Here is an 11,778-nt window from a genome sequence, read left to right on the forward strand (position 1 = left end):
CCGGCTCAAAGCCAGGGGAGGGCCGTTTTGTTTTTGGCTGAGCCTGGCTGGATCAGGCCGGGATTAATTTGGATTGACACGGCAAATTTGCAGGTAGTAAACAGATAATATCAAGTAAACAAAGACAGTACGCCTTCCGGGCGGCTTGCGCGGAGCAAGCCCCGTGGGGGATCACAAGGCAAATTTCGGGGCGCAGACCCGAAATTTGCACCCCGTTGAAATCCTCGCCGGACAGAGCCTTTTGCGCTTTAAAAACAGCGCCTTGGTGCTGATTGTTTTTTATCAGCCGTTCTATCCGGGATTTTATTCAAGCCGCTATAGTGTTATTGGGGGCCACGGACTTAATCGATTCGCGCAGGGACGACACAACCAACCAAAGGAGAGCGTTCAACCATGATTCTCACCAATCTGCAGACCGTGCCGGGCAAAACCATCGTGGAACACTACGGACTCGTCGCGGGCAGCACCGTCCGGGCCAAGCACGTGGGCAGGGACATCGCCGCCTCGTTCAAGAACCTCGTTGGCGGGGAACTCAAGGGTTACACGGAACTTTTGAACGAGTCCCGCACCGAATCCACGAACCGCATGGTGGAGCAGGCCAAGGCACTTGGGGCGAACGCCGTGGTCAACGTGCGTTTTTCCACCTCGTCGGTCGCCCAGGGAGCGGCGGAACTCTATGTGTACGGCACTGCGGTGCGCGTGGAATAGGAGGCGGTATGGATAATTTTGAACTTATCGCCAACCTGGTCCCCATCATCATGTTCGTTTTCCTTATGCTCCTGGGCTACGGGGTGGGCTCGACTGTCGAGAAGCGGCACTTCAGAAGACTGGAGGAGCGGGAGGCGACCACCCGTGGAACGCCCGTGACCACGGTTGACGATCCCCCGGAATCCCCCGCCGACGTTGTCCGGGCTAACCTCGTGACCGGCAGCGCCGTGATTTCGGTGGATTACTTCAAGCGGATTCTCTCCGGGCTTCAGAATCTGGTGGGAGGCCGGGTCAGCGCCTACGAGTCCCTCATGGACCGCGCCCGGCGCGAGGCCGTTCTTCGGATGATGGAAAGCGCGGCTGACGCGGACGAGTTCGTTAACGTGCGCATCGAGACCTCGCAGATAGGCAGCAAAATCAACAAAAAAAACCGCACCGCGTGCCTGGAGGCCCTGGCCTACGGCACGGCCGTATGGCTCAAAAAATGAGAGCGCCCTACGTTCCAAAGCCCATCACCGAAAACGTCAACGTTACAAGGGAATCACCGCTCAAGCGGTTTTTCATCCTGAGCGCGGAAATTGTTTTCGCGGTGGTGGTCGCGTACGTGTTTTTGGGCCTGGTTGCGGGCCTTCTGGCCCCACGCGTGCCAGTGTCCCTGGAAAAGAAGATGGGCGAGGTTTTCGACGGCGGGTGGGAGGAAGGCTCCCTGCCGACAGAATCGGCCCGGTTGCAGAGCCTGCTGAACAAGCTGGTTCCGGGCCTTCCGGCGGAGGATCGCCGCCTTTCGTACCGGGCCTGGGTGGTGGAAAACGAGCAGGTGAACGCCCTGGCGCTGCCCGGCGGACGAATCGTGGTTTTTTCGGGACTGGTGAACGAGGTGGCGCGGGACGCGGAGCTGTCATTCGTGCTGGCCCACGAGTTGGGCCACTTCCACGCCCGCGACCACCTGCGCGCCCTTGGACGCGGCCTCGTGGCCATGGTCTTTGCCGTAGCCGTGTCCGGGTCGGACGGAAGCGCTCGATTCGTGATGCAGGGGGTCGGAAACGCGGAGAACAGGTTCTCCCAGGCCCAGGAACGGGCGGCGGACCTGTTCTCCGTGCGGCTGCTGCGCCGAAGCCTGGGCACCACCGACGGCGCAACCGAGGCCATGCGGCGCCTGGCCGAAGACGAACGGGCCGGGAAGCTGGCCTACTACTTCGCCACCCATCCCCACCCAGAAACCCGCCTCAAATACATCCGCGAGGAAATCGACCGCCTGAAATCAAGTTAGGACCCGCGATGCCCCGCCTCAAGGCGCAACATGTTTCGGTAAAATGATGGGCAAGCGATGGTGTTTTTTCCGTGAGGGCCACATCCGCAAATGTCTGGATGAAAAGAGGCTTGATTAATTTTTGCAGAAAAAGTATTATAAGGGTTAACGGAGAAATATTTGAATTACTCTTGGCGACGCCTTGAGCAAATATACGCCCCTTTCGCCACTTTAACCCAAACCAACGGCACCTGCAAAAATGACAAAAGCCCGACGTTCAATTTCGCTGAAAATAAGTACTATATAATACATTAAGCAAACAATTTAAGAATATCCGCTTGCGACAAAAAATGACGGGATGCTCTCTGCTGCCAGGAGACGCCCGGAGGTCATGCCAGCTTGGAAAAAGGAGCATTCAGGTGTCCGAAAATATTAAAAAGCCATTGACGGTCAATGGCGGCAGCTCTTCCGCCCAGCTTAAAAAGGTCGCAACCGGCATCCACGGCCTGGACAGTGTGCTGAAGGGGGGCCTGCCTGCGGGCCGGGCCACGCTCCTTTGCGGCGGGCCGGGAACGGGCAAGAGCGTACTGGCCCTTGAGTTTCTTTACCGGGGCGCGCTTATGGGCGAGCCGGGTATTTTCGTGACCTTCGAGGAGCGCGCGGACATGGTGCGTGAGAACGCCGCCACCCTGGGCTGGGATTTGGCCGCGCTGGAGCGCTCCGGCAAGCTGTTCATCTTGGAGGCCCGCCTGCCACGGGAGGCGGTGAACGCCGGAGATTTCAACATCTCCGGCCTCCTTTCCATCATCGCCGGAAAGGCCCGGCAGATAAACGCCAAGCGCCTGGCCCTGGACGCCCTGGACGTTCTCCTGCGCATCTACCGCGACCCCTACCGCGAGCAGGACGAACTCTACGCCCTTCACGACTGGCTGGGCAGCCTAAGGGTAGCCTCCATCATCACCGCCAAAATGCATGAGGACAACCACTCAGCCTGCCATTACGAATTCCTTCACTACATGGCGGACTGCGTGATAAACCTCGAACAGAGGATTGAAGACCGCATCACCAACCGGCTCCTTCTGGTGGTCAAATACCGTGGCTCGGACTTCGGCAGCAACGAAAACCCCTTCATAATCATTGACGACGGCGTGAAATTCACCCCCCTGTCCTCCACCAGCCTCGATTATCGCGCTCAAACCGGCACAGTCTCCATCGGACACCCAGGGATGGACGAGATTTTGGGAGGCCCGATCCGCCGGGGCTCGTGCATTCTGATCTCCGGCTCGCCCGGCACGGGCAAGACCACCATCGCCTGCGCATTCTCAAAGGCGGCATGCGACCGCAAGGAGCGGGTTCTATATATATCTTTCGAGGAATCGGCCGATGCCCTGATAGACTGCATGTTAAGCCCCGGCATAGACCTTACGCCCGCCATCAAATCGGGCCGGTTGAAAATTCTGTCCGTAATGCCCGAATCATCCGGGGTCAATGTCCATCTCTATCACATCCTTCAGGCAGTGGAACAATTCAAGCCCGACCACATTGTGGTGGACGCCATTTCCTCTTCCCATCGCATGGGCTCGGAGCAGACCGCCTTCGATTTTGCCATACGCCTGGTCTCCATCTTCAAGGAACTTGGCATTACAGCCTTTTTCACCGCACAGCTCGAAGGGCTGGGCGGCATGTCTGAAATCAGCGGAATCAATATTTCCTCCCTCGCCGACACCGTCATATCCTTACGCTACATTGACATCGGCGGAGAGATGAACCGGATGATGCTCGTGGTCAAGGCCCGCGGACGCCGGCATTCCAACCAGTACCGCGAATTCGTGATCACCGGCGAAGGCTTCAGCATCGCAGACGTTTACGCGGGCGAAGGCGGAGTCCTCACCGGCTCGGCCCGCCAGGAGCAGGAGATGAAGGAGCGCATTTCCGTTTCCCGAAGGCAGCGGGCCATCAGGGAAAAGGAAGCCGAGCTCGCGGCGAAGAAGGCCGCCAGCAAGTCAAGCAACCTTGCCCTTGAGACCGAGATATTGCGGAGCGAGCTTGATCTGGAAGCTTTAAAGGCCGAAGAGGACATGCACAAGGAAGGCCGCCAAACCCGGTCCACCCTGCGCGGCACGGATTTGGGCAGGGCGGGACGCAAGCCGAAAACCTCCCCGTTGCCAAAGGAGGAAAAAAAGCCATGAAGCCCTCCAAGAATTCCCCGGCGACAGCCTGCGAGCCTTTCAAGTTCATTTTGTTCGTGGCCGGGCAGGAGCTCAACTCCGTGCTGGCCGGGGAAAACTTAAGGCGTCTGTGCCAGGAGCACCTCCCTGGCCGCCACTCCATCGAGATCATAGACGTGTTCCAGAACATGGAGATCGCCTTTAAGAACAACATCATCATTACCCCCACTCTCATAAAGGTCGCGCCGGACCCGACAGTCACCATATTCGGAAACCTGAGCGACTCCAAGAAACTGATGCACGTGCTGCGGCCATAACAGCCAGCTGGAAACGGCTTGATATGAAGCCTGTCTGTCGAGGCAATTGCAAAACCTCGCGTAGGTTGGGTGGTTCCGAGCAGAAAGGCGAGGGTTCACCCAACAATTGCTTACGTGGCTATGAATTATTTTCAGCTTTTTAATGCAGGCAAAACGAAACCAGAAAAGCCCCCCACTCCGTCATTCCGGCGTAGGCCGGAATCCAGTCTTTTGGGGCTTGCAGGCTTTTTCTGGACCCCGGCCTTCGCCGGGGTGACGGTCTTGGCACTCTTCGCCCTTCCAATAGAGCCATAAGCTGAGAATAGTTTAGAGCCACAATTGCTTATTACTTGGAGCGTTATTTAGTTCCATTTTTTCAAGAAGGTAGTGACCCAACTCCGTCATTCCGGCGTAGGCCGGAATCCAGTTTTTTGCTTTTTGCAGCCTTTTTCTGGACCCCGGCATGCGCCGGGGTGACGGAAGCTGCCATCCATAAAATAGAATCAATTCTTGCGCCCCGTAATAGAAAGAGCGCTTCATGGAAACCGACATACCAAGTTATCAGGAACTGGTTGGCCAGCTTAAGAAGGCCAACGATATCCTCGATGCGCTCCGCCAGGGCCAGACGGACGCGGTTATAGGCGAACATGAAATCATCCTGCTTCGAATGCGCCAGGCCGAAAATGAGTTACTGCGCAACACCGAGATGTTCAAACAATCGATGGAGATAATAGAAACACTGCGCAAGGGCCAGGCGGACGCGGTTGTCGGCGAACGTGAGGTGATACTGCTTCAGATGCGCCAGGCCGAGGATGATTTGCTGAGCACCAGCGACCTCGTCCAAGAGTCCATCGCCGGGGCCACCCAGGTTATCGATAACGCTGCGAAGGCTGTTCGAACGCAATCGGAGCTTGAGTATCTCCGCGAGCACTTCTGGAAGGAGGAGTCCCGTTCCATTGTCCGCACCAAAAACCCTTTGATGCAAAAGGTCTTCGATCAGGTCCGGTCGGTTGCCCCCACCCTTACCACGGTGCTGCTTACCGGCGAGACCGGAACCGGCAAGGGGGTCATTGCAAGGCTCATCCACCGCCACAGCCGCCGGAGCGACAAGCAGTTCATAAGCGTTCACTGCGGGGCGATTCCCGATTCCCTTATCGAAAGCGAACTGTTCGGCCACGAAAAAGGCGCTTTCACAGGCGCGATAATGAGAAAACTGGGCAAGTTCGAAATCGCCCAGGGCGGCACCATCTTTCTGGACGAGATCGGAACCGTCACCCAGTCGGTCCAGATAAAGCTTTTGCAGGTATTGCAGGAAAAAATTTTTTCCCGCGTGAGCGGCGAAACGGCGATAAAGGCGGATGGGCGGGTTATCGCCGCTTCCAACACGGACCTTATGGCCGCCATAAAAGAAGGCTCTTTCCGCGAGGACCTGTTTTATCGCTTAAACGTCTTTCCCATCGAGGTTCCCCCGCTCCGTGAAAGAGTCGAGGACATTCCCCTTCTGGTTCAAAAATTTCTGGCGAAGTGCAATCTTATAAACAACAAGAACATTCTTTCGGTTCATCCGAGCGTATTGAAGGCCTTTCGCAGTTATCCCTGGCCCGGCAACATCCGCGAGCTTGAAAACCTTATAGAGCGAGCCCATATTGTTGAGCAGTCCCGCGAACTCACACCGGAGAGCTTTCCCGCCGAGATTTTTTCAGGCGGCAGCACGGCGCAGGTTCACTTGAACACCGCAATGACCCTGGCGGATGTGCGCCAGGATGCCATTGAAAGCGTCGAGCGCCAGTACATCAAGCAGCTTCTGGCGGAGCACAAGGGGAAAATTGATGTCTCAGCAGTGGCCGCAGGAGTGGGAGTAAGGCAGATGCACAAACTGTTGACCAAATATAAAATAGAAAAAAATGATTATAAAGACGCCTCCCGGAATATCGCCAGGCAAAAATCGGAACTTTAAAGCCTGAAAATATTTTTTCGGTACTGCCAGTTCCGTTTTAGCCCCCACCCTTTCTTCCTCGCTTCAAATCAAAATCATTCTTCATTGTTTCCGGCATGTTCCATTAATCGCATTTCCCTTTGGGCCATCATGCCCATCTCCCGGCCTTGTCCTTTGACGCCCCTTTGACGCCACTGTGCGCTCTAATATCGGACCCGGCAGTTCTCCGCCGAAAAAAATTTTTATAAATTTATATAAATATCAAATATTTATGCTCTGGCATGAAATGTGTAAGGTAAGGTATTCAGACAAGGAAAATTATATGAACCAAAACATCAATCAAATCTTGGAAGCAGGATTAAGAGGGGAAGAGGTTTTCCTAAACGGAGTGGTTGTGCCGGGTGAATTGGATGCCCTTTTCAGGATTACTTCGCTTCTGCTGTCAAGCGACCAGGAGCTTGATTTTGAAATTGAACACGATGCCAAGGGCGATGAACTCTTCGGCCATCTTCGGGCTCTGCTGGCGGTCAAAGGATTTCTGAGAAAGCCCAAATCCGGGCGATGGATGATTCGCATTACCGATTACAGGGTTCTTGTGGAGAACAATGAAACAGGAAGAGGAACATAGGGACGGAATGAAGGCGCAATCCGTCTGCACCAAAAAGCGTTCGGATTTTCTGAACGGGGCATTTCTGAAGGAGGGAAGCGTCATGAGAACGAAACGATTGATAATGCTGGGAGCGGCCCTGTTCCTGGTGGCCGGGCTCTGGGGATGCGGGCTGATGGTAGCTGGCGGTGCGGCGGGAGCGGGAGTGTACGCTTACGCGCAGGGAGAGCTTCAGCGCAGCTATGGCGTGCCCATGGACAAGGCCATCATGGCCACCAAAAAAACCGCAAATACCCTGAATCTGATCGAAACCGGCATTGAACGGGACAGCATCAAGACCATCATGCGGTACAAAAAATCCGATAACACCGAAGTGACCATAAGGGTCCAGAGGATGGACGTGAACCAGACCGAAATCGGGGTCCGCGTAGGGCTCGTGGGCGTTTGGGACAAGGATCAGGCGGAAACGATCCATAATTATATCAGGGAAAACCTCAAGGTTTAACCTGGCTTTTAAAAGGAGGATTCAATGAGACAGGTATCCAGGCTGAAAATCATGGTGTTCGCGCTGGCCGCAATGGCCGTGGCAATCACTGCGGGATGCGCAAGCGCGCCCTTAGCCACGGAGGCGTCCACCTCGGGCATCCGCGCCGCCGAAGAGGTTGGGGCCGCAAGCGTGCCGAAAGCCTCGCTTCACTTGCAGCTTGCAAAGGAAGAGCTTGAACAGGCCAGGGTGCTGGCGGCGAAAGGCGACAAGGAGAAGGCCGAGTCCATGCTGATCCGGGCGGAAGCCGACGCAGAGCTTGCCATCGCTCTCTCCAACGAGGACGCCGAAAGGGCCGAGGCTCATGCGGCAATCGAGCGCGTTCACAAACTCAGGAACGACAACAGGTAAGCTCTGAAACATCCGGAACAGACGAAAAGAAAGGGAATAACCCATGAAAATCAAAAGTATTTTAATCGTCGCGGCAGCGGCCGGACTTTTGGGCGGCTGCGCGGCCACCGCCCCGAATGAGCTTGTCAACGCCCGCCAGGCGTACCTGCACGCAAGCACCGGTCCGGCGGCCCAGACCGCGCCTGCCGAACTGCACACGGCGAAACAGGCCCTGGCCCTTGCGGAACAATCCTTCAAAAAGGATTCCGATTCCTATCTGACGCGCGATCTTGCCTACGCGGCCCAGCGCAAGTCGGAGCTTGCCGAAGCCAGAGCCGCCATCGTCGTGGAGCAAAGAAGCCAGGCCCAGGCCGGGAAGGATTACCAGACCGCCCAGGGCAATATCATAGCCGACACCAAGGACGACCTGAGCAGGTCGCGCGAAGCCCTTGCCGTTTCGGAGAGCAGCGGCGCATTGATCCAGGAGCGGCTCTACTCCGAACAGGATGCGCGGACCGCAGCCGATCAGCAGACCGCTGACGCACAGGCAGCGCTTGCGGCTTCCAGGGCCAGCGTTGAGATGTCGGCGGAGCAGCTTGCAGCGGAAAAGGCTGCGCGCGCTGCCTCCGAGCAGGCGTCCAGGGCCGCAGCCGACAAGCAGACTGCCGACGCAGTTGCTGCCAAGGCCGCATCGGATCAGCGCGGAAAAGTTGCGGCAGAGCAGCTTGCCGCCGAACAGGCGGCGCGGGCCGCAGCCGACAAACGCGCAGCCGAATCCCAGGCTGCCCTTGCCAGTTTGGCGGCAGTAAAGGAAGAGCCCAGGGGAATCGTCATCACCCTTTCCGGGAGCGTGCTTTTCGCATCCGACCAGTCAGTCCTGCTGAAATCCGCCCAGGCGAGGCTCAACAAGGTGACTGACGTTCTGCTCACAACCCCCGAGCGCAACCTCATCATCGAAGGATACGCGGATTCACGGGGAACCGACAGCTACAATATCGATCTGTCGCAGCGCCGGGCGGACGCGGTTCGCAGCTATCTGGTCAACAGGGGCTACCGCGCCGATCGCATCCAGGCCAACGGGCTTGGCGAGGCGCACCCCGTAGCCAGTAACGAAAGCGCCGAAGGCCGCGCCAACAACCGCCGTGTGGAAATAGTCATCCAGCGCGACCAGGCCTCCAACAAATAAACCGGAAAGTCAAAACACATGAACAAAGACCAGGTTAAAGGCAAGTGGGACCAGATCAAGGGATCAGCGAAGAAGGTCTGGGGCGAGTTGACCGACGATGACATCATGAAGGCCGACGGCTCCGTGGACAAGCTCTACGGCGTCATCCAGGAAAAGTTCGGCGACACCAAGGAAGCCATCAAGGCCAAGCTCGACAAGATTCACCTCAAATAGCGTTCAACCTGCTTGGGCGGCCCGGAAGCATTCAGCGCTTTCGGACCGCCTTCAGGCCGGAAAGGAGCATCCTCATGTTGTGGATGGTAGCCGTCATCTTATTGGTTCTGTGGGCGCTCGGATTGGTAACTTCCTACACGATGGGCGGATTCGTTCACATCCTCCTCGTGGTCGCCGTTGTAGTCGTCCTCATCAGAGTCATCCAGGGACGCCGGATAACCTGAAAATCAACGCCGGCTGATGGCGAAACGCATAAGTGAAAGAAAAACGAACATGAGACACGCAAAGCTGATTATTACGATTCTCATCGCTCTATCCCTTGCTGTCGGCTGCAAACCGGCGGCGGAGAAAGCTGCTGAAGAGCAGCAGGCAAGCGAAGCAGCGGTTGTGCAGCAGCAGGCAAACGATGCAGCAGTTATGCGGCAGCAGGACGAAATTGCTGAGGCGCAACTCGACGACGCCAAAACCGAAACAAAAGAGGCGGCCCAGGCGGTAGAGGATTACTCCTTCGCAAAGAAGGCTGATTTTATCGCCGCGATGAAAAATGAACTGGCCGTTATGGAACAGGAGTTGGACCGGCTCTCCCGGAAGGCTGACCAGTCCACCGGTGCGGCAAAGGCCGATGCCCGGCAGAAGCTGGACGAAGTTCGCCGGCAATGGATTCAGACCAAAAAGCATCTTGATCAGGCCGAGAACGCCACCGAATCCACCTGGGACGACGTGAAAGGCGGCTTCGGGAAGGCCTACGGCGACCTGAAGGATTCCTTTCAGAGCACGCGCCAGTGGCTGAGCGACAAGATAGAGCCCTGACAGGCCAGCAACCCGTCCGGCGCGGGAGTTGAGAAACACATGCAGCAAGCAGGTCGGACATTTTGGCACAAAGCAGCGTCATAAGACCAAAGAGCCGCCCTTTCCCACAATAGGAGACAACAATGAAAAGCATAAAAGGCTGTGCGATTTGGGCGATGGCAGCCGTCCTGTCCGTTTTCATGATGGGATGCGATTGCCAGGATGACGTTTGCGAAGACTGCGTGCGACCCATGGTCACATTTGTCAGTCCCGCCAACCTTGCCATCAATGTGCCAATCAATACGGCGGTCACCGCCACCTTCAGCAAGGACATGAACCCGTCGACCATCAGCGCCGCCACGTTTATCCTGTATCGGGGCGGGGTGCAGGTTGCAGGCGCGGTGAGCTATGTGGGCCGAAGCGCCACATTTACTCCGGCCAATCCCTTGCTGCACAGCACCCTCTATACGGCCACCATCACAAACGACGCCAAGGACACGGCAGGCAACAGGCTTAAGTATAATTACGTCTGGAGCTTCACCACGGGAATCGCGCCTGACACAACCCGTCCGATGGTGACCTTTGTCACGCCCGCCAATCTCGAAACCAATGTCCCCATCAACACGGCAGTCAGCGCCACCTTCAGCGAGGCAATGACGCCCGCGACAATCAGCACAGCCACCTTCACCCTGTTTAACGGTGTAACGCCGGTTGCAGGCACGGTGATCTATGTGGGGCTGACCGCGACTTTTTCACCCTCAATTCCGCTCCTGCACAACACCGTCTATACGGCCACCGTCACCAACGCCGCAGCAGACCTTGCAGGCAACACCCTTTTGAACAACTACGTCTGGACCTTCACCACGGGAGCCGCGCCTGACACCACCCGCCCCACGGTGACCTTTGTCAGCCCCGCAAATCTTGAAACCGGGGTCCTTATCAACACTGCGGTCAACGCCACATTCAGCGAGGCAATGACCCCCGGCACCATCAGCACCGCGACCTTCACTTTGCATAATGGCGTAACGCCCATTGCCGGAACGGTCATATACGTGGGCCTGACCGCGACTTTTACGCCTTCAGCGCCCCTTTTGCACAACACCGTCTATACGGCGACAATCACCAACACCGCCGCAGACCTGGCAGGCAACACCCTTTTGAACAATTACGTCTGGGCCTTCACCACGGGAGCCGCGCCTGACACCACCCGCCCCACGGTGACCTTTGTCAGCCCCGCAAATCTTGAAACCGGGGTTTTGAGCACGGTGGTTTACGTGGGCCTGACCGCCACTTTTACCCCGTCAGCGCCCCTTTTGCACAACACCGTCTATACTGCCACCATCACCAATGGAGCCTCTGATCTGGCAGGCAACACCCTCTTGAACAATTACGTCTGGAGCTTCACCACGGGAGCCGCGCCTGACACCACCCGCCCCACGGTGACCTTTGTCAGCCCCGCAAATCTTGAAACCGGGGTTTTGATCAACACTGCGGTCAGCGCCACATTCAGCGAGGCAATGGCCCCCATCACCATCAGCACCGCCACTTTCACCCTGTTCAACGGCCTGACTCCTGTTACAGGCACGGTGGTTTACGTGGGCCTGACCGCCACGTTTACGCCTTCGGTCCCGCTTATAAACAGCACCGTCTATACCGCCACCATCACAACCGGGGCCAAGGACCTGGCAGGGAATTCGCTCCTGAACAATTACGTCTGGAGCTTCACCACGGGAGCCGCGCCTGACACCACCC

General features: G+C 56.9%; 15 protein-coding genes. All 15 read left to right on the forward strand.

Annotation, left to right across the window (positions count from 1 at the left end):
• The first annotated feature begins 163 nt into the window (after positions 1-163).
• Entirely contained in the window at positions 164-397 is a 234-nt protein-coding gene (locus HZB23_10610; GenBank protein ID MBI5845106.1) for a hypothetical protein, read from the forward strand.
• A complete protein-coding gene (locus tag HZB23_10615; protein ID MBI5845107.1) occupies positions 394-708 on the forward strand; it encodes a YbjQ family protein in 315 nt (104 codons plus the stop codon). Before HZB23_10610 ends, HZB23_10615 begins: the two co-directional genes overlap by 4 nt.
• A gap of 50 nt (positions 709-758) precedes the next feature.
• Positions 759-1,196, forward strand: a complete 438-nt coding sequence (locus HZB23_10620; protein ID MBI5845108.1) for a heavy metal-binding domain-containing protein — start codon at positions 759-761, stop codon at positions 1,194-1,196.
• Positions 1,181-1,978, forward strand: coding sequence for a M48 family metallopeptidase (locus HZB23_10625; GenBank protein ID MBI5845109.1), 798 nt, complete (start codon positions 1,181-1,183; stop codon positions 1,976-1,978). The genes HZB23_10620 and HZB23_10625 overlap by 16 nt, the downstream gene beginning before the upstream one ends.
• 398 nt (positions 1,979-2,376) lie before the next feature.
• A complete protein-coding gene (kaiC, locus tag HZB23_10630) occupies positions 2,377-4,146 on the forward strand; it encodes a circadian clock protein KaiC (protein MBI5845110.1) in 1,770 nt (589 codons plus the stop codon).
• A complete protein-coding gene (locus HZB23_10635) occupies positions 4,143-4,442 on the forward strand; it encodes a circadian clock protein KaiB (protein ID MBI5845111.1) in 300 nt (99 codons plus the stop codon). Before kaiC ends, HZB23_10635 begins: the two co-directional genes overlap by 4 nt.
• 517 nt (positions 4,443-4,959) lie before the next feature.
• A complete protein-coding gene (locus tag HZB23_10640) occupies positions 4,960-6,378 on the forward strand; it encodes a sigma-54-dependent Fis family transcriptional regulator (GenBank protein MBI5845112.1) in 1,419 nt (472 codons plus the stop codon).
• Positions 6,379-6,679: 301 nt separating this feature from the next.
• Positions 6,680-6,985 (forward strand): hypothetical protein, encoded by a 306-nt coding sequence (locus tag HZB23_10645; protein MBI5845113.1) that lies wholly within the window; start codon positions 6,680-6,682, stop codon positions 6,983-6,985.
• 82 nt (positions 6,986-7,067) lie between these two features.
• A complete protein-coding gene (locus tag HZB23_10650) occupies positions 7,068-7,469 on the forward strand; it encodes a DUF3568 family protein (GenBank protein ID MBI5845114.1) in 402 nt (133 codons plus the stop codon).
• 24 nt (positions 7,470-7,493) lie between these two features.
• The gene (locus HZB23_10655) at positions 7,494-7,859 is read left to right on the forward strand and encodes a DUF4398 domain-containing protein (GenBank protein MBI5845115.1); all 366 of its coding nucleotides are present in this window, start codon (positions 7,494-7,496) and stop codon (positions 7,857-7,859) included.
• Between the two features lie 43 nt (positions 7,860-7,902).
• A complete protein-coding gene (locus HZB23_10660) occupies positions 7,903-9,024 on the forward strand; it encodes an OmpA family protein (GenBank protein MBI5845116.1) in 1,122 nt (373 codons plus the stop codon).
• A gap of 18 nt (positions 9,025-9,042) precedes the next feature.
• Complete coding sequence (locus tag HZB23_10665; protein MBI5845117.1) at positions 9,043-9,237, forward strand: CsbD family protein; 195 nt, start codon at positions 9,043-9,045, stop codon at positions 9,235-9,237.
• Positions 9,238-9,311: 74 nt separating this feature from the next.
• Positions 9,312-9,461, forward strand: coding sequence for a lmo0937 family membrane protein (locus HZB23_10670; protein MBI5845118.1), 150 nt, complete (start codon positions 9,312-9,314; stop codon positions 9,459-9,461).
• 49 nt (positions 9,462-9,510) lie between these two features.
• Positions 9,511-10,047 carry a hypothetical protein gene (locus HZB23_10675; GenBank protein ID MBI5845119.1) on the forward strand — a complete coding sequence of 179 codons (537 nt, stop codon included), beginning with the start codon at positions 9,511-9,513 and terminating at the stop codon, positions 10,045-10,047.
• A gap of 122 nt (positions 10,048-10,169) precedes the next feature.
• The coding region (locus HZB23_10680; protein ID MBI5845120.1) for an Ig-like domain-containing protein at positions 10,170-11,778 on the forward strand (1,609 nt) is incomplete at its 3' end.

Source organism: Deltaproteobacteria bacterium, from assembly GCA_016235345.1.
Taxonomy (GTDB): Bacteria; Desulfobacterota; Desulfobacteria; order Desulfobacterales; family Desulfatibacillaceae; genus JACRLG01.